This window comes from Actinomadura rugatobispora (assembly GCF_042656285.1).
In the GTDB taxonomy this organism is placed as follows: Bacteria; Actinomycetota; Actinomycetes; order Streptosporangiales; family Streptosporangiaceae; genus Spirillospora; species Spirillospora rugatobispora.
Map to the genome: position 1 here is coordinate 1 of NZ_JBHSON010000145.1, position 20,915 is coordinate 20,915.

The 20,915-nt window shown below is 72.9% G+C and carries 21 protein-coding genes and 1 pseudogene; 10 read left to right on the forward strand and 12 right to left on the reverse strand.

Features of this window, described 5'->3' with window-relative positions:
• Both ACFPZN_RS52380 and ACFPZN_RS52385 read right to left on the reverse strand, forming a co-directional pair.
• Window positions 1-1,143 (reverse strand): cation:proton antiporter (locus ACFPZN_RS52380; RefSeq protein ID WP_378292188.1); only part of this gene is annotated, 1,143 nt, incomplete at its 3' end.
• A gap of 215 nt (window positions 1,144-1,358) precedes the next feature.
• On the reverse strand, window positions 1,359-1,979 hold the full coding sequence (locus ACFPZN_RS52385; RefSeq protein ID WP_378292190.1) for a TetR/AcrR family transcriptional regulator: 621 nt from the start codon (window positions 1,977-1,979) through the stop codon (window positions 1,359-1,361).
• 94 nt (window positions 1,980-2,073) lie between these two features.
• On the opposite strand from ACFPZN_RS52385, the gene ACFPZN_RS52390 reads away from it, so the two are divergent.
• From ACFPZN_RS52390 to ACFPZN_RS52410, 5 genes are all read left to right on the forward strand, one after another.
• Window positions 2,074-3,402, forward strand: coding sequence for a cytochrome P450 (locus ACFPZN_RS52390; RefSeq protein WP_378292192.1), 1,329 nt, complete (start codon window positions 2,074-2,076; stop codon window positions 3,400-3,402).
• Window positions 3,399-4,232 (forward strand): oxygenase MpaB family protein, encoded by an 834-nt coding sequence (locus tag ACFPZN_RS52395; protein WP_378292195.1) that lies wholly within the window; start codon window positions 3,399-3,401, stop codon window positions 4,230-4,232. The genes ACFPZN_RS52390 and ACFPZN_RS52395 overlap by 4 nt, the downstream gene beginning before the upstream one ends.
• A complete protein-coding gene (locus ACFPZN_RS52400) occupies window positions 4,229-5,800 on the forward strand; it encodes an AMP-binding protein (protein WP_378292197.1) in 1,572 nt (523 codons plus the stop codon). Before ACFPZN_RS52395 ends, ACFPZN_RS52400 begins: the two co-directional genes overlap by 4 nt.
• Before the next feature lie 63 nt (window positions 5,801-5,863).
• Entirely contained in the window at window positions 5,864-6,496 is a 633-nt protein-coding gene (locus ACFPZN_RS52405) for a pyridoxamine 5'-phosphate oxidase family protein (RefSeq protein WP_378292199.1), read from the forward strand.
• A gap of 248 nt (window positions 6,497-6,744) precedes the next feature.
• Window positions 6,745-7,920: a sigma factor-like helix-turn-helix DNA-binding protein gene (locus ACFPZN_RS52410; protein ID WP_378292201.1), complete on the forward strand. Its 1,176-nt coding sequence runs from the start codon at window positions 6,745-6,747 to the stop codon at window positions 7,918-7,920.
• A 21-nt stretch (window positions 7,921-7,941) separates the two neighbouring features.
• On the opposite strand, the gene ACFPZN_RS52415 is transcribed toward ACFPZN_RS52410, so the two are convergent.
• Window positions 7,942-9,411 carry an MFS transporter gene (locus ACFPZN_RS52415; protein WP_378292204.1) on the reverse strand — a complete coding sequence of 490 codons (1,470 nt, stop codon included), beginning with the start codon at window positions 9,409-9,411 and terminating at the stop codon, window positions 7,942-7,944.
• Window positions 9,412-9,639: 228 nt separating this feature from the next.
• Between ACFPZN_RS52415 and ACFPZN_RS52420 the strand changes: the two genes are divergently transcribed.
• Entirely contained in the window at window positions 9,640-10,104 is a 465-nt protein-coding gene (locus ACFPZN_RS52420; RefSeq protein ID WP_378292206.1) for a MarR family winged helix-turn-helix transcriptional regulator, read from the forward strand.
• Between the two features lie 87 nt (window positions 10,105-10,191).
• Here the strand turns inward: ACFPZN_RS52420 and ACFPZN_RS52425 are convergent, their stop codons facing one another.
• A complete protein-coding gene (locus ACFPZN_RS52425; protein WP_378292208.1) occupies window positions 10,192-11,088 on the reverse strand; it encodes a zinc-binding dehydrogenase in 897 nt (298 codons plus the stop codon).
• 101 nt (window positions 11,089-11,189) lie between these two features.
• On the opposite strand from ACFPZN_RS52425, the gene ACFPZN_RS52430 reads away from it, so the two are divergent.
• Complete coding sequence (locus ACFPZN_RS52430; RefSeq protein WP_378292210.1) at window positions 11,190-11,582, forward strand: winged helix-turn-helix transcriptional regulator; 393 nt, start codon at window positions 11,190-11,192, stop codon at window positions 11,580-11,582.
• Window positions 11,583-11,608: 26 nt separating this feature from the next.
• On the opposite strand, the gene ACFPZN_RS52435 is transcribed toward ACFPZN_RS52430, so the two are convergent.
• Together ACFPZN_RS52435 and ACFPZN_RS52440 are read right to left on the reverse strand one after the other, a co-directional pair.
• Entirely contained in the window at window positions 11,609-12,076 is a 468-nt protein-coding gene (locus ACFPZN_RS52435) for a WD40 repeat domain-containing protein (protein ID WP_378292230.1), read from the reverse strand.
• A gap of 58 nt (window positions 12,077-12,134) precedes the next feature.
• Window positions 12,135-13,532, reverse strand: a pseudogene (locus ACFPZN_RS52440) (WD40 repeat domain-containing serine/threonine protein kinase); the annotation flags it as partial.
• A 101-nt stretch (window positions 13,533-13,633) separates the two neighbouring features.
• On the opposite strand from ACFPZN_RS52440, the gene ACFPZN_RS52445 reads away from it, so the two are divergent.
• Both ACFPZN_RS52445 and ACFPZN_RS52450 read left to right on the forward strand, forming a co-directional pair.
• Window positions 13,634-14,023, forward strand: coding sequence for a DNA-binding protein (locus ACFPZN_RS52445; protein ID WP_378292212.1), 390 nt, complete (start codon window positions 13,634-13,636; stop codon window positions 14,021-14,023).
• Between the two features lies 1 nt (window position 14,024).
• Complete coding sequence (locus tag ACFPZN_RS52450) at window positions 14,025-14,660, forward strand: transcriptional regulator (RefSeq protein WP_378292214.1); 636 nt, start codon at window positions 14,025-14,027, stop codon at window positions 14,658-14,660.
• A 67-nt stretch (window positions 14,661-14,727) separates the two neighbouring features.
• Here ACFPZN_RS52450 and ACFPZN_RS52455 read toward each other — a convergent pair whose 3' ends face one another.
• Complete coding sequence (locus ACFPZN_RS52455) at window positions 14,728-15,855, reverse strand: macro domain-containing protein (RefSeq protein WP_378292216.1); 1,128 nt, start codon at window positions 15,853-15,855, stop codon at window positions 14,728-14,730.
• Window positions 15,856-16,020: 165 nt separating this feature from the next.
• A complete protein-coding gene (locus ACFPZN_RS52460) occupies window positions 16,021-16,626 on the reverse strand; it encodes a TetR/AcrR family transcriptional regulator (RefSeq protein ID WP_378292218.1) in 606 nt (201 codons plus the stop codon).
• A 165-nt stretch (window positions 16,627-16,791) separates the two neighbouring features.
• Here ACFPZN_RS52460 and ACFPZN_RS52465 point away from each other — a divergent pair, with 165 nt between their 5' ends.
• A complete protein-coding gene (locus ACFPZN_RS52465) occupies window positions 16,792-18,063 on the forward strand; it encodes a cytochrome P450 (RefSeq protein ID WP_378292220.1) in 1,272 nt (423 codons plus the stop codon).
• 18 nt (window positions 18,064-18,081) lie between these two features.
• On the opposite strand, the gene ACFPZN_RS52470 is transcribed toward ACFPZN_RS52465, so the two are convergent.
• The 4 genes from ACFPZN_RS52470 to ACFPZN_RS52485 all read right to left on the reverse strand — a co-directional run.
• Entirely contained in the window at window positions 18,082-18,621 is a 540-nt protein-coding gene (locus tag ACFPZN_RS52470; protein ID WP_378292222.1) for a signal peptidase II, read from the reverse strand.
• A 129-nt stretch (window positions 18,622-18,750) separates the two neighbouring features.
• Window positions 18,751-20,085 carry a PucR family transcriptional regulator gene (locus ACFPZN_RS52475; protein ID WP_378292224.1) on the reverse strand — a complete coding sequence of 445 codons (1,335 nt, stop codon included), beginning with the start codon at window positions 20,083-20,085 and terminating at the stop codon, window positions 18,751-18,753.
• 231 nt (window positions 20,086-20,316) lie between these two features.
• The gene (locus ACFPZN_RS52480) at window positions 20,317-20,568 is read right to left on the reverse strand and encodes a hypothetical protein (protein ID WP_378292226.1); all 252 of its coding nucleotides are present in this window, start codon (window positions 20,566-20,568) and stop codon (window positions 20,317-20,319) included.
• Between the two features lie 34 nt (window positions 20,569-20,602).
• Window positions 20,603-20,915 (reverse strand): hypothetical protein (locus ACFPZN_RS52485; protein WP_378292228.1); only part of this gene is annotated, 313 nt, incomplete at its 5' end.

The following is a 20,915-nucleotide window of genomic DNA, read 5'->3' on the forward strand; positions in this document are numbered from 1 at the left end:
CGGGAACCGCCGTCCGGCCGCCTCCCGGATCGCCGCCCACGACCCGGCGCGGTCGTAGGCGGAGTTGAACAGGGCGTGCAGCATGTTGACGACGACGATCGCGGGGGCGACGACCGCCATCACGTCGGGCAGGATCGAGCTGAGCAGCAGCGCGAGGACGATCGCCGTGATGCCGTTCTGCTGCGCGATCGCGAGCAGGGCCCGGTCGTCGGCGGTCTGCCCGCGCGTGAGGGGGATGCTGACGACCACCTGCGCCAGGAAGGCGGTCACGCCCAGCACGATCCCGGCGGCGATCAGCACCCGCACCGACAGCAGGAAGCCCACGCCGAGGACCGCCAGCACCAGGGCGATCTGGGTCAGCAGCGCCAGCGTCCGTGCGAACGCTTCGGGCGCCCGTGGCAGGACCGGGCGGACGAACAGGCCGATGAGCGCGACGCCCAGCATCCAGAACTGGGTGACCGCCACGGCGCCCGCCGCCGCCAGGAGCACGCAGCCGGCCGCGAACACCGCGGTGCCGTCCGGTCGCCATCGCCGCAGCGCCCACCACATCCCGCAGACCACCGCCGCGAACGCCGCGTTGGCGGCCATCCCGAGCGCGACGCCGCCCAGGCCGGAGCCCTGGAGCACCGCGAGTTCGCCGGTGCGGTCGAGGTCGTGGGCCGTCACGGCCAGCGTCGCGGCGTAGATGGTGAGCAGCGTGGTCACGGGGTCGTCGAACGACGCCCACGCCAGCAGCAGCGATCTGCCGCGCGCCGACAGTCGGGAGGAGTGCTGCAGCGCGGCGACCGCCAGCGGGTCGATCTGCGCGACCGCCACGCCCAGCACCAGCGCCTCGGGCCCGGGGAACAGCACGGTCATGACCAGCGTGATGAGGGCGGCCTTGGCCAGCACCCCCACCGTGACGGCCAGGACGATCGTGCGCAGATCGGTGCGCATCCGGGCGGTTTCGATTCCGTGCGTGCCGCTGTAAAGGCCGATCGCGAGCAGCGCCGCGACGGCGTGGAAATACGGCTGACCATTGACCAGATCGTCGACCTGTCCGGATCCGACGGCCCGGCCGAGGGCCACCCCTGTCGCCGTGATGAACAGCGCGATGAGCAGCCGCCTGGCGGCGGGGCTGCGGACCACGGCCTGTGCTCTCATGGCGGGACGACCCCGCTTCCCCGGCCCGTGGTCACCCCGTACAGGCCGCATCGGCATCTCACGGTCGATGGTGCGCCGAGCGATTCAACAATAATCGTTGACTGAGATGATCACCATCTTTACCGGGAAGGGTCGTCCTGGCCGGAGTATGACAGTGCCGGAAAGGCGGCGAATACAGGGCATATTCCAGATCGGGAATTGCCGTCGGCGCGGGGTCAGGGCGCGGTGCGGAGGAGGGGGACCAGGTAGGTGCGGGCGAAGGCGCGCAGGTCGGCTTCGGTTTCCAGGGGGATGCAGCTCTGCGGGGCCAGGAAGATGGACATCGCGAGCCGGACCATGATCTCCGCGGCGGCGTCCGGGGCGGGCACCGGGGGCGGGCCGGCGGAGCGGCGGAACTGCTCGGCCAGGAAGTCGCGGGCGAACGTCAGCACGAACCGGGAGTCGGTGGTCAGGTAGGGCAGGATCAGCTCCGGCTCGGCGCTGATCAGGCGGGCCAGCAGGGGGTTGCCCCGGGCCAGGCCGACGCCGGTGACGAAACCCTCGACCAGGCGGTCCTCGATGGTGGGGCGGCGCTCGGCGGCGCGCACCATGACGACCATGGCCCGCCGCGCCTCGCGCAGCGCGACGGCCTGCATCAGGTCCTTCTTGCTGCCGAAGCGGCGGTAGACGGTGGCGCGCGCCAGCCCGGCGCGGCGGGCGACGTTGTCCACGCTGGTGCGGCGCAGCCCGTAGGAGCCGAACTCCTCCAGGGCCGCGTCGAGGATCCGCGTGGTGAGCTCTCCGGTCTCCTCGTCCAGGCTCAGCCCGGGCGAGATCAGGTCTTCGGGTGGCGCCATGTCGCGGTCACTATAGCCGCACGGCCCGGCTGTGCCCCAGGTCACGTTGACCGGCGTGAGACAGAGAGACATATTTCTCTATATGTATCGCAGCATGGCGACTCCACGGACACTCCCGCCGGAGTTGCGGGAGTTCGACCTCTCGGGGCTGGGGTTCTGGACGCGCCCCGACGCCCACCGGCTGGAGGCGTTCCGGCGGATGCGGGAGATGGAGGGAGCGGCCTTCGTCCCGATCGCCAAGCTCCCGTTCATCGCGTCCAAGCCGGGCTTCCACGCGCTGGCCCGCCACGCCGACGTCACCGAGGCCAGCCGCCGCCCCGAGCTGTTCAGCAGCGAGCCGACGGCCAACACGCTGACCGAGATGCCGGCCTGGGCGGGCCGCTTCTTCGGATCGATGATCAACATGGACGATCCGCGGCACGCGCAGATCCGGCGCGTGGTGTCCCGGGCGTTCAGCCCGAAGATCCTGGCCCGGGCGGAGGAGGATCTTCAGCGGCGGGCCGCCCGGATCGTCGACGACATGATCGCCGAGGGGCCGCGGGACTTCGTCGCCCAGGCCGCGGCGCGGCTGCCCGTCGAGGTCATCTGCGACCTGATGGGCATCCCGGAGCGCCACCACGGCATGGTCCTGAACCGGACCAACGTCATCCTCGGTTACAGCGACCCCGAGTACAACGGGATCAAGGCCGACGAGCGCTACATGAACGGCGACCCGCGGCGGCTCGACGTGCTGAAGGGCGCGGTCCGGCTCGTCCGGGCGGGCCGCGATCTGTCCCGCCTGGTGAAGCGGCTGGGCGAGGAGCGCAGGAAGCGGCCCGGGGACGACCTGATCTCCAGGCTGGTGAACGCCAACGACGACGGCGAGTCGCTGACCGCGCAGGAGACCGGCTCGTTCTTCATCCTGCTGGTCACCGCCGGGAACGAGACCACCCGCAACGCGATCGCGCACGCCCTGCGGCTGTTCACCGAGTTCCCCGAGCAGCGGCGGCTGCTGGCCGAGGACTTCGAGGGACGGATCGCCGGGGCGGTCGAGGAGATCGTCCGGTACTCCTGCCCGGTCATCCAGTTCCGCCGCAACGTCACCCGGGACTGCGAGCTGAACGGCATCCCGCTCAAGAAGGGGGACATCGCCGTCCTCATCTACACCTCGGCGAACCGGGACGAGTCGGTGTTCACCGACCCCGACGCGTTCGACATCACCCGCTCCCCCAACCCGCACGTGGGCTTCGGCGGGCCGGGCCCGCACTACTGCCTGGGCGCGCATCTGGCCCGCCGCGAGATCACCGTGATGCTGCGCGAGCTGTTCACCCGGCTGCCCGACATCCGCAGCGAGGGCGAACCGGACCGGCTGCTCTCCCACTTCATCAACGGCGTCAAGCGGATGCCCTACACCTTCACCCCGCCCGTCCAGGATCCGTCATGACCGGACTCGGACCCGGCTCGCTGACGTGGCGCTTCTTCGGCGACACCCGGATGGCGCTGGTCGGCCCGCGCGCCGCCGTGCTGCAGAACATGCTCCCGGCGCTCGGCCAGGGCGTGCTCGACCACTCGGTGTTCTTCGACGAGACCTTCGCGCGGGTGAAGCGGTCGGCCGGGCCGATCCTCAACACCGTCTACGGCGGGGCCGAGGCGAACCGGACGGGCATGAAGGTCCGCGACTACCACACCGGCATCAAGGGCACCATGCCGGACGGGACGCGCTACCACGCGCTGGATCCCGACACCTATTACTGGGCGCACGCGACGTTCCTCGACACCATGCTGTACTGCGTCGAGACCTTCATCCGTCCCCTGAGCGAGGCCGAGAAGCGCCGCGTCTACGAGGAGTCCAAGACCTGGTACCGCATGTACGGGGTCAGCGACCGGGTCATGCCGGAGGACTGGGAGTCCTTCCAGGCGTACTGGAAGCGGATGCTCGACGAGGAGATCGTCGCGCACAAGACCGCGCGCTACGGCGTCGGTTACGTGTTCAAGGGGCTCCCCAGGCCGAAGCAGGTTCCCGCGCCCGTATGGCGCGCGGTCAGCCCGCCGCTGAACTCGGTCGCCCGTTTCGTCACCGTGGGCGGTCTGCACCCGCGCATGCGCGAGCTGCTCGGCACGCCCTGGAGCGCCGCGGACGAGCGCCGCTACCGGCGGTTCGCGGCCGCCGTCCGGGGCCTGAACCGGGTGTGGCCGTTGCTTCCCGAGGCCGTGCGGTACGTTCCGCAGGCCCGCAGGGCGTTCGCCCGCGAGCGCCGGCGCGGTGGGCGATGACGTCCAACCGCGCGCGGCTCGCGTGGCTGCGCGCCGCGTGGCGGGCCGGGCTGCTCGCCCCGATGCCTCCGCGGACGCTGGCGGCGGTGGCACGGGCGATGCGCGCGTACGGCCCGATCGGCGCGGCGACCACCGTCGGCGCGGCGCGCTTCGGCGACCGCACCGCCGTGGTGGACGATCACGGCCCGGTGACCTACCGCGAGCTCGACACCGCGGCGAAGGCGCTGGCGACCGCCTGGCACCGGCGCGGCATCGGCCCCGGGAGCCGGGTCGCCGTCCTGTGCCGCAACCACCGGGGGCTGCTGCTGGCGATGTCGGCGGCGGCCAAGCTCGGGGCCGGGATCGTCCTGCTCAACACCGATTTCGCCGCCCCGCAACTGCGCGGCACCGTCGAGGAGGAGGGCATCACCGCCCTGGTCCACGACGAGGAGTTCGCGCCGCTGCTGCAGGGCATCGAGGTCCCGCAGGGCACGTACACCGCCTGGTCCGACGACGGTGGCTCCGACCTGGACGGGCTGTCGGCGGGCCGCGCCCTCACCCCGCCCGCGCCGCCGCGCGCGAGCACGCTGGTGATCCTGAGCAGCGGTACGTCCGGCCGGCCCAAGGGCGCGGCCCGGTCGTCGGCGCCGAGCGAGCCGCTGGCGCTGCCCGGAGGGATCCTCACCCGGATCCCGTTCCGCCGGAAGGAGGCCGTCTTCGTCGCGCCGCCCCTCTTCCACGGCTGGGGCCTGACCTCCGCGACGCTGGCGCTCGCGCTGGGCTCGACGCTCGTCCTGCACCGCCGCTTCGACGCCGAGCGGACCGTCGCGGACCTGGCCGGGCACCGCTGCACCGCCCTGATCGCGGTGCCGACCATGCTGGGCCGCGTGCTGGAGGCCCCGAACCTGGGCGTCCACGACCTGTCCGCCCTGCGCGTCATCGCCACCGGCGGCGGCCCGCTCACACCGCACCTGACCCGCGAGGTGATGGCCGCGTTCGGGAAGGTCCTCTACAACTTCTACGGCTCCACCGAGGCGTCCTGCATCACCATCGCGACGCCCGAGGACCTGGTCGCGGCCCCCGGCTGCGCCGGCACGCCGCCGCCCGGAACGGCGGTGACCATCCTGGACGGCGACGGGCGCCCCGTACCGCCGGGCACGGTCGGGCAGGTCCATGTGAGCAGCCCGACGCGGTTCGACGGCTACACCTCCGGCGCGGCCGTGACCGGGCCCCTGCTGCCCGTCGGCGACCTGGGGCATCTCGACGCGGGCGGGCGCCTGCACATCGACGGCCGGGCCGACGACATGATCGTCTCGGGCGGCGAGAACGTGCACCCCGCCGAGATCGAGGAGCTGCTGGCCGCCCATCCCGACATCGCCGAGTGCGCCGTCGTCGGCGTCCCGGACCCCGAGTTCGGCCGGCGGCTGCGCGCCTACGTGGTCGCCTCCGGGCCCCTGGACGCGGAGCGGGTGAAGGCGCACGTCGCCGCCAACCTGGCCCGCTACAAGGTGCCCCGCGAGGTCGTCTTCCTGGACGAACTCCCCCGCACGCCCACCGGCAAGGTCATCAAACGCGCCCTGGACCGCTGAGGCCGGAGACCCAGGGTGATACCAGGTTTACCTAAGAGGTCAGGTTTACCTTATATTCGGACGGTGCATCCTTCTGAGATTCGCGCGGTCAGGACCGAGGCCGAGCTCCGGGAGATCGTCGCGGAGCCGTCGCAGGTCATCTGGGACAAGGACATCGCCCGGATCGACGAGCACGCGCGCACGATCATCGCGCACTCGCCGTTCGTGCTCCTGGCGACCTCGAACGCGGAGGGGGCCTGCGACGTCTCGCCGCGCGGCGACCCCGCCGGGTCGGTGCTCGTCCTGAACGACCGGCAGCTGGTGCTCGCGGACCGCCCCGGCAACCACCGGGTCGACAGCCTCCGCAACGTGCTGCACAACCCGCGCGTCGGGCTGCTGTTCATCGTGCCGGGGATGAACGAGACGCTGCGGGTGAACGGGCGCGCGACGCTCGTGTCGGACGCGCCGTTCTTCGACGACCTGACGGTGCAGGGGAAGCGGCCGCGGCTGGCGGTCCTCGTCGACGTCGAGGAACTGTACATGCACTGCGCGAAGGCGTTCCTGCGCTCGTCGCTGTGGGCCCCCGAGACCTGGCCGGACCGCAAGGGCCTGCCGACGCTCGGACGGATCGCCAAGGACCACATGGGGATCACCGAGCTGTCCGCGGCCGAGATCGACGCCGACCTGGACCGGGACGCCGAGACGAACCGGTACTAGAGAATCGGATCTTTTTTCCGCGACCGAACCGGATCGTCGGCCGGGACCAAGGACCAATCCCGGCCAACAATGACAGGCAACGACCAATGCCTTACCGAGTGTGAAACCCGCTACACTCAGACATCGCTCACTTCTCATCCGTCACGTCGTGCACTACAGTCCCGTGCCCAGGCGTGCCACCGGAACGGCCCGTCCCCTTGATTGCTCTCGGAACGGCTGCTCCCACGGCCACCTCACGAGGAGGTCACATGCGCGCGGACCTGGAAACCCTCTACGACGCCCACGCACATCGCCTGTACGCGCACTGCTGGTCGCTGGTCGGCGACCGCGGCGCGGCCGGCGCGCTCAGGGAGACGCTCACCGAGGCGTCGCGGATCCCGCCGCGCGGCGAGACGGTGCTGTGGCTGCACGGCCTGGCCCGTGCGGTCTGCTCCGAGCGCGGGGCGTTCGGCCGCCAGGGCCGTCCCGTCTTCGCGCAGGCGGCCGCCGACCCGCTGCTGGACGCGGTCGCGAACCTGCCCGCCGGCCACCGCGAGGCGCTGCTGCTGTCGGCGGGCGAGTGGCTGGAGGTCCGCGACATCGCGGCCGTCCTGCGCTGCTCGCCGGGCACCGTGCGTGAGTTGCTGCACGAGGCGCGGACCGGGCTGGAACGCGTCGTCCTGGACGCCCTCATGCGCGGCGCCGCCGATCCCGCCCGGCACATGGACGTCATCGAGGCGTTCGAGCGGGGGCGGCTCCCCAACCTCCTGGCCCGTCGCGCGCCCGCCATGGCGCCCGCGCCGCTGCGCGACCAGGTGCTGGCCGCCGCCGACCGCGAGGAGATCGGCCACGCCGAGCCCGCGGTCCCGGCCGGGGAGGTCGTGGTGATCGGCTCCGCCGGCGACGAAGACCCGCGACGGGAACGCTCCCGGCGCCGCAGGAGCGCCCTCAAGGGCGTCGGCGGCGTGGCCGGGGTGGCCGCCTCGGTCGCGGCCGGCCTGGTGATGACCTGGCCGTCCGCCGGCGACGGCACGGTGAACGCCCTCGGGCCGTCCAACGGCGGCACCCGTCCCGGCCCCGCCCCGGTGGGCAACATCACCGACGATCCGGGCACCCCGGAGCGTCCGGGCGGAGAGCCGGACGGCACCGCCCCCGCGGCGACGCCGACGACCGCCGCGCGGGCCCCCGTCGCCGACGAGCCCGCGGGGTCGGGCGGCGGCTCGACCGGCCCGGCCAAGCCCCGCGAGGAGCCGGCCCCGTCCACGCCGTCGGTCAGGGAGCCGGACTCGCGGCAGACCGCCTCCGCGCCCCCGCAGGAGTCGCCCGAGCAGCAGCCGCCGGACGGCGGTTCGAGCCCGGACGGCCCCCTCAAGCCCGTCACCGACCTGGTCGGGCACCTCACCTCCCCGCTCCTCGGCGGGCTGGCGGGCCGGCAGGGAGGCTGACGGGCCGGCCGCCCGCGGCGCTCAGTTACTGATCTTGACCTGTTCGGGCACCGTGACGGTGGCCGCCGCGGCGAGCTGGTCGGCGTCCTCGTCGCGGCCCTTCGGGATGGCGACGGCGATCAGCGCGGAGACCAGCGCGACGCCGCATCCGATCATCAGGCCGGTGCGGAAGCCCTGCTCGGAGGTGAGGGTGTGGCCGCCCATGCTGATGGTGAGCTGGGACAGGACGACGCCGACGACCGCGGCGCCCACCGAGGTGCCCAGCGAGCGCATCAGGGTGTTGAAGCCGTTGGCGGCGGCGGTCTCGTGGAGCGGGACCGAGCCCATGATCAGCGCGGGCATGGAGCCGTAGGCCAGCCCGACCCCGGCGTTGATGATCATGATGGCGAGCATGAGGCCCCAGGCCGTGTCCATCAGGGCCAGTGACGCGCCGTAGCCGGCGGCGAGCACCAGGATGCCGCTGATCAGGGTGAACTTCGGGCCCCGGACGTTGGTGAGCCGGCCGCCGAGCGGGGAGACGAGCATCATCATGACCCCGCCGGGGGCCATCCACAGGCCCGCCGCGAGCATCGACTGGCCGAGGCCGTACCCGGTCTCCTTCGGGAACTGCAGCAGCTGCGGCACGATCAGCATCGAGGCGTACATGCCGAAGCCGACGAAGATCGAGGCCAGGTTGGTCATCAGCACCCGGGGGCGGACGGTGGTGCGCAGGTCCACGATCGGCTCACGGGTGCGGGTCTCCCAGAACCCCCAGGCCACCAGCGCCAGGAGGGCGACGGCGAACAGGCCGAGCGTGGTCGCCGAGGCCCAGCCCCAGTCGGCGCCCTTGGACACCGCCAGCAGCAGGCTGACCAGGCCGATGGCGAGGCCGACCGCGCCGGGGGCGTCGAACCGCTGGCCCTTGGCGGCGGCGGGCACGTCCGGGACCAGGAACCAGATCAGGACCGCGACGAGCATCGCCATGCCGGCCGAGCCCCAGAACAGGACGCGCCAGCTGGAGTACTCGGCGATCGCGGCCGCGATCGGCAGGCCGAGCCCGCCGCCGATGCCCATGGAGGCGCTGACGAGCGCGATGGACGAGCTCAGCCGCTCCGCCGGGACGACGTCGCGCAGCAGGGCGATGCCGAGCGGGACCATGCCCATGCCCATGCCCTGCAGCCCGCGCCCGATGATCATCGGGACGACCGCGGACGACAGCGCGCACACCACCGAGCCGGCCACCAGCGGCACCGAGCACGCCAGCAGCATCCGGCGCTTGCCGACCAGGTCGCCCAGCCGGCCGACGACCGGCACGCAGACGGCCCCGACCAGCAGGGTCACGGTGATCACCCAGGCGGCGTTGGCGGAGGTGGTGTTCAGGATCCTCGGCAGCTCGGCGATCAGCGGGGTGACCAGCGTCTGCATGATCGCCGCCGTGATGCCGGCCAGGGCCAGCGTGGCGATCACGCCGCCCGGACGTGCCGCCTGGCCCGCGGGTCTGGCTGCGTGCATAGGTGCTCTCCTCAATGAAGGTCTGGAGTGAGACGTCCCGGGGGCGCGGGCCTGGAGGTGGACGCGCCGCGGCGCCTCAGCTCGCCCTCCGGGAGACTTAATGTGCATCGTACATGCGTTATGTATCGTACATATGACGTGGCTGATACATATGATGTCGAGCCCGGATGAGACCAGTGCCACACGGATGGAGCGGGCATCCGCCGGCACGGCAGGAGGCACACGCACATGACGACCCCCACCCCCACCCACGAGGTCGAGTACGAGCAGATGCTGCTCAGCCGCTACGAGGCCCTGCGCGATCGGCCCCGCACCCTGGACCGCAGCGCGTACATCCTGCTCAGCCGCATCCGCGTCCAGGGCCCCATGTCGATCGGCGAGCTCAGCGACGCGTTCGGGCTCGACGTCTCCACTGTCCACCGGCAGACCGCCGCGGCCCTGCGCTCCGGGCTCGTGGAGCGCATCCCCAACCCGACCGGCGGCATCGCCCGCAAGTTCCGCATCACCGACAAGGGCGAGCGCATGCTCGACGAGGAGCGGGGGGACATCATCCGGGGCCTGGACAAGGTGATGGCGGGCTGGACCGACGACGACATCGCCGCGTTCGCGTCCTACCTGCGACGGTTCAACACCGACATAGAGCACCTCGCCGGACGCCCCTGGCCGCGTCCCACACCCCACCTGTCCCACTGAGGGACCTCAGGACGAGCGAACGCCCGCCCAGGGCTCCCCGGGCGGGCGTTCGCACGTGTGTCGTGGACGTGTCAGGCGGGACGGCGGTCACGGCACCAGCAGCCACCGCCCCCGCTGACCGCCCCCGGCGACCTTGTCGTACGCCGTCGCGGCCTCGGCCAGCGGCACCCGGCCGGCCACCCGCGGCTCCAGGACGCCCGAGGCGGCGAGGGCGAGCAGCTCGGCGAGCCTGGCACGGCCGGGGTCGCCGTCCGGGACGCCGATCTCGATGCCCCGCTCGGACGCCGCCGGAGGCGCCGAGGGCACGCTGACGAACGTCCCGCCGTCGCGGACCGCGGCGAGGCCCGCCGCGTTCAGGACGGCACCGTCGACGACGGCGTCGAACGACGGCCCCGGCAGGTCCGTGACGAGCCGCCGGGCCCCGGCCCGCAGCACGAAGTCGCGGTCGGACTCGCGCGCCAGCCCGGTGACGGCCCAGCCGACGTGGGCGGCCAGCGCGAGCGCGTACCCGCCCACCCCGCCGGCGGCGCCGATGACCAGCAGGGTGCGCCCGGCGGCGGGGCCCAGCGCGTCCACCATCAGCGCCGCGGTCAGGGCGGTGATCGGGAGGGCGGCCGCGTCGACCGGGTCGAGGCCGTCCGGAAGCGGCGCGGCGGTCGCCGCCGGCACGACGGTCTCGACGGCGTGCGCGCGGACCGGGGCGGCGAAGTCGCGGTGCAGGGCGGCGACCGCGTCGCCGGCCGAGAAGCCGGTGACCCCGGCACCGGTCGCGGTGACGACGCCGGTGAGGGAGAGGCCGAGACCGGCCGTTCCGGTGAGCCCGAAGATCTCCCGGCCCGGCCCGCGGGCGATGAGGGTGTCGACGGGCTCGACCGAGGCCGCCGTGACACGGACCCGCAGGTCACCGGGTTCCAGCGGGGGCGGCGCCACGTCCTCCAGAACGGGCGCGGAGCCGCCGGCCTTGGACACCAGTGCGAGCGTCATGAGGGTTCCCCTTCCGATGGGTGGATTGCACAACCATCGGTTCCCTGCTCTCCTTTGGAAAGAAGGCACTTTGAAGTGGTGTAGGAACCCGGAGGTATGCCATGGACGTGACCACCGCTGACGCCCCGCCGGCCCGGTTCGACGCGTTCGCCGCCTCCTGCCCCAGCCGGCGGCTGCTCGACACGATCGGCAACAAGTGGGCGAGCCTCGTGATCGTGGCGCTGGGCCTGCAGGGCCGGATGCGCTATTCCGAGCTCTCCGCGCGGATCGCCGGGGTGAGCCAGAAGATGCTGACCCAGACCCTGCGGGGCCTGGAGCGGGACGGGCTGCTGACCCGCACGGTGACCCCGTCGGTGCCCGTCCGCGTCGACTACGAGCTCACGCCGCTGGGCATGTCACTGCTGGACACGATCCGCCACCTCAAGGAGTGGGCCGAGGCGCACATGGCCGACGTGGACAGGGCGCGCGAGGAGTACGACCGGCAGAACGCCTGACCCGCCCGAGGAGATCCGTCCGGGGGTCAGGCCAGCTTCCACAGCCGCGCGGTCCGGTCCTGGCTCGCGCTGGCCAGCGCTGAGCCGCCGGGGTGGAAGGCGAGGGCGTTGACGGCGCCGGTGTGTCCCTCGAGGGTGCGGTCGACCGCGCCGGTGGCCACGTTCCACAGCGTGCTCCGAGGTCCCGGCGGCGTCTTCGGGAGGAGCGCTGGCCAGGAGCCTGCCGTCGGGGCTGAAGGCGATGGGGCCGGTGGCCTTCCCCATGCCGGTGAACTCGCGGATCTTCCTGCCGGTGGCGGCGTCCCAGAGCACGACCGGGCTGGTCGCGCCGCTGCCCGCCAGGAAGCGTCCGTCCTTGCTGAGGGCGATCGCGTGGACCTGCCCCGCCATCCCTGGGAAGGTCCGGATGGTCGCGCCACTGGCCACGTCCCACAGGCGCAGATCGCCGCCGCCGCCGGCCAGCGCGCGGCCGTCCGGGGTGAAGACCAGCGCACTGCCGGCGTTCCCGGTGAAGGTGCGGACGATCCTGCCGCCGGCCGCGTCCCACAGCAGCGCCTTGCCGTCGGGGCCGTCCGTGGCCAGGTACTTCCCGTCGGGGCCGCAGGCCATCGCGAACAGTGCGGTGTCGTGCCCGGTGCGCTGCTGGGTGGCGATGTTGCGCGTCTCCCGGCCGGTCGCCAGGTCCCAGAACCTGACGACCTCCGCCCCGGTGGTCATGGTCCTGCCGTCCGGGCCGAAGACCATCGACACCAGCGGGTAGCTGTGGCCCTGCAACGTACGGGTGCGACTGCCGGTGGTGACGTCCCACAGGTGGATGGGGCCGTCGGCGCCGCCGCTGGCCAGGGTCGAGCCGTCCGGGCTGAACGTCACGTGCGTGACCACGGCGCCGTGCCCGGTGATCACTCTCGCGGGGATCTCCCGGACCGGTGCTCGCGGGGTCGCGGACGGGCTCGTCCCGCCGCTCTTCGCGTCGGTGTCGCGCGTGGACAGGATGACGGCCGGGACGGTCACCGCGGCCGCCGTGGCCGCTCCCGCGAGACCGACCAGCAGGAACCGGCGGCGCGGCACCGAGCCCGGCGGGGTCGTCTCGGGGCCGCCGGTCGGTGCGCCGACCGAGGGGGCCGGCGCCGGGGGTACGCGCGGGGCCTCGCCCGAGCCGGAGAGCCAGCCCAGCAGGTCGGCGGCGGTCGGCCGGTCGGCCGGGTCCTTGGCCAGGCAGGCCGCGATCAGCCCGCGCAGCTCGCCGTGGACCGTCCCCAGATCGGGCTCGGCGTTGACGATCCGGAGCACCATCGCCGGGATGGTCCCGGCGGCGAAGGGGCTGCGGCCGGTGGCCGCGAACGTGAGCACCGCGCCCAGCGAGAAGACGTCGCTCGACGGCCCGATGTCACCGGAATCGACCTGTTCGGGAGACATGAACGCGTACGTCCCGACCACCGCGCCGCTCTCGGTGAGCACGCTCGCGTCGTCCATGCGCGCGATGCCGAAGTCGATGATCCGCGCCCCGTCGTCGGCCATGATCACGTTGCCCGGCTTGAGGTCGCGGTGCACCAGCCCGCAGCCGTGGATCGCGGCCAGCCCCTCGCTGAGCTGCGCGGCCAGGGCGCGCACGTTCTCCTCGGAGAACGGCCCGGTCTCCTGCACCATCTGCCGCAGGGACGGGCCGGGGATGTACTCGGTGACCATCCACGGCGGGTCGGCGTCCGGCGCGGCCTCCACCACCTGCGCGGTGTGGAACCCGCCGACCCGCTGCGCCGCCGCGATCTCCCGGGCGAAGCGGCGGCGCGCGTTGGGGGTGTCGGCCAGTTCGGGCCTGATGACCTTCACCACCACGTCGCGGCCGCCCGGCGAGCCCGCCAGGAAGACCTCGCCCATCCCGCCGGCGCCGAGCCGGCCGTGCAGGCGGTACGGGCCGATCCGGCGCGGATCGTGCGGTCGCAGTGGGTCCATCGACTCCCCCTGGAAGCATTGACGGCGATCATGCTAGGCCCCCGGGAGCGCCATCAACGTTCCGTTGACAACAACATGTTGATAGGCCAGGGTGGGCCGCCATGGAGAACAGCGACGCCGACCACGGGCAGGCGGCCCGCGAGGCGGATGCCCGCAGGCGGTTGATGGAGGCGGGGGCGGCGTCCCTCCCCCGGGCGCCCTGGCTGCACGGCGGCCGGCCGCCCTCGGCGGCCGACCTGATCGATTTCGCCCTGTGGCGTGCCGGCAACGACGACGTCGACGAGAGCGTCGTGATGGCGGCCCTGACCCTGCTGCCCGCCGCCCGCGCCGAAGTGGACCAGGCGGAGGCGGCACTGATGTTCACCGCCCGCGCCCGCGGCCTGTCGTGGCCGCGGATCTCGCGCGCGATGGGACTGGCCTCCGCCCAGGCCGCGCAGCAGCGGTTCGGCCGCGTGACGGGCCGCGTCGAGAACCGCCGAGGGGAGGCGTGAGGTGACCTACCGGTCCGAGCCGGAAGACCTGGCCCTGCACGGCGTCCGGGTGCTGGGCGCCGCGACGCCGTCCCGCGTCGCCGCCCGCTACGGGCTCTCCGCCGACACCGTCCACGAGGCGCTGCTGGACTTCGAGGCCCTGGGCTGGGCCCGCCAGTCGAGCTTCGCCGGCAGGACGGACTGGTCGCTGACCGACGCCGGCCGGGTGGAGAACGAGCGGCGGCAGGCCGCCGAACTCGACCGGTCGGGCGCACGGGCCGCCGTCACCGATGTGCACGCCGCGTTCGTGCCCCTGAACCGCCGCTTCGGCACCGCCTGCACCAACTGGCAGATACGGCCGACACCGTACGACCCCATGGCGTTCAACGACCACACCGACTGGCCCTGGGACGAACGGGTGCTCCGGACACTGGCGAAGGTGGGCGAGTCCTTCGCCGGCCTGTGCGGCCGGCTCACCGAGTGCCTGGCGCGCTTCGACGGCTACGCCGACCGGTACGCCTCCGCGCTGCGCAAGGTGGACCTGGGGCAACGCGCCTGGGTGGACGGCCACGACCGGGACTCCTGCCACATGCTGTGGATCCAGTTCCACGAAGACCTGCTCGCCACCCTCGGAATACCGCGGGGATCCGACGCCTGAACCTCGCCTGGACGCCGAAGGCGTCCCTGCTTCATCTGGCGATGCACGCCTGGGCCGCCTTCACCCATCAGGGGCTCTGAACGGGATGCGCGCCGAGACCGCGCAGGGCGTCCGACACCGTGCGCATGACCTCGTCCCGGCGGGTGAGCAGGTAGACGTCCGGGACGTCCCGGGCGCCGAGCTCGGCCTCCAGACCGGCCCAGAGGTACGACCAGCTCGTCTCCAAGGCCAGGCCGCCGCGTCCCGCGCCGAACAGCGGGAAGCACAGCGACCTCAACGGCGGGTCGTACTGGTCGCGCTCGTGCCGGAGCAGCGCGAACGCCTGGCGCACCGCCCGGACGACCGCGCCCGGTTCGATCGCGTAACCGTGCGAGCGCGGCCGGGGGATCGCCACGGCGGCGTGGTAGACCCGGCGGATCCCCTGCGCCGCGAGTTCCCCGGAGCCCGTGGGCACGACCGTGCCGGGCGCCACCGCCGCCCCCAGGCGTCCCCGGCGGCGCAGCCACTCCTGAAGCTCGCGCTGGAGCACGTCGTCGGTCAGCGCCCCGGCCCCGTCCCACCGGGCCGCCGCGTTCCGCAGCGTCCCCGACAACGTGGACTGGTACGTCTTGGACATCTGCAGGTAGACGTTCTCGGAGGAGACCACCACGTCCACATCCCGCAGGGTCTCCACCGGGCGGCACAGCACCGTGATCCTCCCGCCCCCGACCCCGGTGGACCGACCACGGCCCGGAAGGTCGAACACCACGGAGGTGCTGCCGAGCGGGGGCGCGGCGGGCTCCGGCTCCTCCGCCTCGCTCGTCTCCTTCGCGCAGAGCGCGAGGATCTCCTGCGCGACGTTGTCCAGCAGCATGCGCTCGTGGGACTTGCGGAAGCGCTCGACGCTGACGCTGTACACCTGGGCGGCGCGCTGCCTGCGGTCGTGCGCCGGCCAGTCCCGGGTGCCGGGGGCGACGCCGAGCGTGTAGGCGGTGGCGGTGGCCAGCGAGCCGTCCAGCCGCTCGACCACCTCGCCGAGCAGCCGGGTGATCGACGAGGGCAGCAGGTCGTCGCCCACGGGCAGCCCCAGCGCGGTGGCGGCCGCGGCGAGCGCGGGAAGCCGCACGTCCCGGAGCCGCAGCAGGCCGCGCTCGCGGATCGCGCGCAGTTCACCGACCAGCGCATCGTGCCGCACGGCGGGGGATGGGTCCGGCATAGCGCTCATGGTGGCATCCCATCCCGCCCGCGAGGCGGTGCGGCCTGAGCCGGACAGGCCCGGCGCTCATCCCGTTCCCGCCGGTATCGTGCCCGGCGCGCTGCCGCGCGCCCCGGCGACATGGTCGTCATCGGCAACCGGCGGGGTCCGGTTGTGGAGTGAGGGTCAGAGCCCGAGGTTGCGGGCGGCCAGGCGGGTGAGGCGGCGCACCGTGGTCTCCTGGTCGTCCAGCGGCAGCAGCAGGTGGCTGACCAGCAGCCGTACGACGGCGTCCGCGGTGGACTCGACGTCCTCGGCGTCCAGGCCGGGCGCCCGGGTGGTGATGTGCTCCTGCAGGACCTGGCGGGACAGCGCCACCAGGCGTTCGGAGCTGGTGGTGACCAGCGGGAGCAGCGTGTCGTCCCCGCCTTCCAGGGTGCTGGTCAGGACCGCCCGCAGCAGCGGGCTGGCCGCTCCCTGGCTGATGCCGAACCGCAGGCTCGCCTCGATGGCGGCCTCCACGTCGGCGTGCCGGCGGATCTCGTCGGCGACGCCGTCGATGAACCGCTGGGCCTCGCGCATCAGCAGCGCCTCGCCGAGCCCGTCCTTGGACCCGAACTCCTTGTAGAGGACCTGCCGGCTGACCCCGACGGAGGAGGCGACGGACGTCATCCGCACCGCGCCCCAGCCCCGCTCCTCCACCACCCGGTACGCCGCGTCGAGCGCGTCCTCGCGGAGCTGGCGCCGGACCCGGGAACGGAAGGTCCCGGCCCCGGGCGCTGAGGTGTTCACCCCACGGACATTACCAAGGGGCACCGCCGCCTCGATGACACGGGTGCCCCGACCAGACCCAGTGAAGACAAAAACACAATTTTGTCCGCGCCATTGACGATCGGCGCCCGGTTGTCAATGCTACTGGGGACGGGCGGACGCCCCCGCCGGCGGAAGGAGCAGCCGATGGCCCCGAGCCCCCCACCCCACGACGCGGCCCCGACGATGGCCCGCACCGACCCGGACGCCGAACAACTCCTCTACGAGCTCATGCTCGACCCGGGAAACGAGAACCCCTACGACGGCTACCGCAGGCTCAGGGAACAGGCCCCCGCCCTGGTGACCGGTGACGGAACCCTGGTGCTGACCCGTTTCGAGGACTGCGACACCGCGCTGCGCCACCGCTCCATCGGCAAGAGCGACGACGTCCTCGACCTCGGCATCGGCGACGAAGCGATGGACCGTCCCGGCACGATGGTGGACCTCCTGCGCGACAGCATGCTGTTCGCCAACCCGCCCGACCACACCCGGCTGCGCCGGCTGGTCAGCTCGGCCTTCACCGGCCGCCACGTCGAAGCGCTGCGCGCCGCGGTGACCGCCCGCACCCAGGCGATGCTGGAGGCGCTGGCCGCCGAGCCCGGCGGCGACTTCATGGACGCCGTCGCGCTCCCCCTGCCCGTCAACGTCATCTCCGACCTGCTCGGGGTCCCCGAGGCCGACCGGCTGGCCTTCACCCCGAAGGTGCACGCGCTGATCGCCGCGCTGGAACCGACGGCCGACCGGGACACCGTCGCCCTCGGCGAACGGTCCGGACGGGAACTCGTCGACTACTTCACGGCGCTGCTGGCCGACAAGCGGGCCCGCCCGGCCGACGACATGCTCAGCCGCCTGGTGGCCTCGCACGAGGACGACGCCCTGGACGAGCAGGAGATGATCTCGACGGCGCTGCTGCTGTTCGCCGCCGGCTTCGAGACCACCACCAACCTGCTCGGCAACGGCCTGCACGCGCTGCTGAACAGCCCCGACGAGCTGCGCAGACTCCGCGACCGCCCCGACCTGATGCCCACCGCGATCGAGGAGCTGCTCCGCTACGACTCCCCCGTCCAGTTCAGCGCGCGCACCGTCCTGGAACCGGTCACCGTGGCGGGCGCCGACCTCGAACCGGGACGGCTGGTGCTCACCATGTTCGGCGCCGCCAACCACGACCCGGACCGCTTCACCGAGCCGCACAGGCTGGACCTCGGCCGCGACGACGGATCGCACCTCGCCTTCGCCTCCGGGCTGCACTTCTGCCTGGGCGCCCACCTCACCCGGCTGGAGGCGCAGGTCTTCCTCACGCTCCTGGTACGGCGCTACGACCCGGCACCGGCGGGCGATCCCGTACGGCGCCCGAGCTTCACCGTGCGCGGCTTCGACCGCCTGCCCGTCACCCTGTCGCCGTTGCCGGGGGGCGGCTGAGGTGCCGTCCGGCCGCGCCTACGAACGCGGGTGCTCCTCGTCCGGCGCCTTCTCGAGGTCGGGCGCGCTCTCGGAGTCGGACGCGGGCGCGGCTCCGAGGGGGACGCCGCGCAGGTTGAGCAGCATGAGCAGGGCGCAGCTTCCGGTGAGCGCGATGTCGGCGAGGTTGCCGACGAACAGCCCGCCGTAGTCGATGAAGTCGACGACATGGCCCTGCGCGAAGCCCGGCTCGCGGAAGAGGCGGTCGAGGAGGTGGGAGGCGGCGCCGCCCAGCAGCGCGGCCAGCCCGATCGTCCAGGCGCGCGAGCGCAGCCGCCGCCCCACGTACAGGACGCCGACGACCGCGGCGGCCGTGGCCAGCGTGAACAGCCAGGTCGCCTCGGTGCCGATGGAGAACGCGGCGCCGGGATTGAACAGCAGCCGGAGGTGGAGCAGTTGCGGAATGACGGTGATGTGCGCGCCGTCGGCCAGCGCCGAGACCGCCCACAACTTGGAGGTCTGGTCCGCGATCACGATCACCGCGGCGAGCCCGAGCATCCACCCGTAGGGCCGCCGCACCCGCCAACCGCCTTCGTCCGACACCCGCGCCCCCGCAATCCGAAACGTCCTCGCGTCGAATCTACCGAGAGCGCCGTCCCGGGAGCGACCCCGGGACCGGCGGGCGGTTCCGCGCGGGTGCGGGCGTCGTCACCTGCCGTTGTGCCGGGTGGCGAGTTCGAGCGGCCGGAAGCGCCGGTCGGCGGACGAGTGCCGGGACGCGGCGCTGCGTCCCGCGGCAGGCGACCGGGGCTCATCGACCGCCTCCTCGCTCTCCTCGGTCTGGAACAGGCGGTGCATGCGGAGCGCGAGCTCGGTCTCGAACCTCCATTCCGGGTCGTGCAGCAGATCACCGAAGAGTTCCTTGAGCTGACGCATGCGGTAGCGGACGGTCTGCGGGTGGACGCGCAGCCGCTCGGCGACGTTCATCGTGGAGACGCCGCTGGTCAGCCAGGCGAGCAGGGTCTCGGCCAGCCGCTGGTTCCGCTCCGACTCCAGGTACCCCAGGGCGGCCAGCCGGTGCTCGACCAGCAGCCGCGCCGACTCCTCGTCGCTGAGCAGCAGCAGCGTGGACAGGTGGTCCTCGCAGCGGATCTGCCCCTCGGCCGGCAGCAGGCCGCGGCGCATCAGGGACAGCGCCTGGCGCGCCAGCCGGAGGGAGTAGGCGGCGCCCGTGAGCGGGACCGTGGGGCCGACGGCGAACTCGACGCCGTTCAGGGCGTGCCGGAGGGCGTCCATCCGGCCGGGGCCGTCGGGGTCGGGCAGCAGCAGGCACGGATCGGGACGGTCCAGGTCCACGAGGGCCTCGGCGCCCATGCCGGGGCTGAGCCGGTGCTCGGAGTTCCAGCGGTCGCTGAGCGCGACACAGGCGATGCGATGGGGCAGCCGCCACTGCGCTTGGGCGGCCAGCTCACCCAGCCTGGCCGGCGAGACCGAAGGCTCGGCCAGCAGCAGCTCCAGCAGCCGCTCACGGGCGCGCTGCTTCTGGTCGCTCGCCCGTGTCGCCAGCTCGGTGTAGGCGTCGACCGAGTGGGCGGAGATCTCCTCCAGGTAGCCGAAGAGCGCCTCGGCCAGGATGTACAGCTGGTCCGGCGGCGCACCCGCCTCGCGGCCCGCGCGGGCGAAGCGGCTCCAGGCGACCCGTGCGCCGATGCGGTAGGCCGACTGCAGCGCGTCCAGGTTGCGTCCCGCGAGATACTCGCCGCGGCCGAGCGAGCGGAAGATCTTGCCGGTGGCGCCGGTCGGCCTGGGCCTGCCGGGGGCGGCGGTCCGATCGAGGAACTGGCGCAGGCCGCGTTCGACGCACAGCCGTACGCTCGTTCCGGATCGGCCGCCGAGCCTGCGCGCGAAGTCGGGGACCTCGTCCCGGATCGCCTGGACGATCTCCTCGGCGACGGAGGGCAGCTCGGGCCTGAGGGCCGCCGCGAGATCGAGCCGCAGCGGCGTGGGCTCCAAGAGAACGTGTGCGGTGGAACGATCGGTCATTTCAGCCTCGATGGTCACGTGGAGTACCTGACGGCGTCGGCCCTTCCGCGGCGGCCGGGGTCACCGGGCGCCGGAATCCGCGTCGCTGCGGCGAGTCACATGGACGCAGGGGCTGCCCGGGTCACCGGGCGAGCGGATGGCCGGCCGGGGGTGCCGACGGCCGGGACGAGTACGAGCCCGGCGCGGAAGGCATCGTGGCGTGCACGACGATCCAGGACGGTCAGTGCGGGATCACAGCGCGTAGAGGGTCATCTCCCCCAGCCGTCCCGGAGCGAGCCTGGCCTGGAGGGCCTGGACGTCGTCGGTGTCGATCTCGTAGATCGCCAGATACGGGCCGTCGGTGCCCAGCGGCGCGAACGAGTGCGCCGACACGAACTCGTCGACGGCGAGCATCTGCCGGAGGCGGTCCTGGTCGGGAGGCTCGGGTGGGACGGCCCGGTCCGGGTTCGGTCGGGATGCGAGATAGAGAATCGCCCTGGGCATGCGCGGATCTCCTTCGGTGGCTGACGCCCGCGGGTCAGGGACCGCTGGAAGGGGACGGGACGGCGGGGGCCCCACCGGTGTCCTTGGGTGTGGTGGGGGTGCCGTCGGGTTTGGTCATGGTCTCGTCGTCGGCTTCGAGTGAGGCGAGGCCGCTGACGCGCCATTGGCCTTTTTCGCGGATGAGTTCGAGGAGGAGTTTGGTGCCCAGGACGCGGCGGGTGCCTGCGGTGGAGCGGACTTCGGAGTCGAGGACGACGAGGGCTTTGGCGCGGTCGCCGTCGATGTGGTTGATGTAGGTGTCGCGGACGGTGGCGGTGGCGGTGGCTTTGTATTTGCCGATGGTGTCG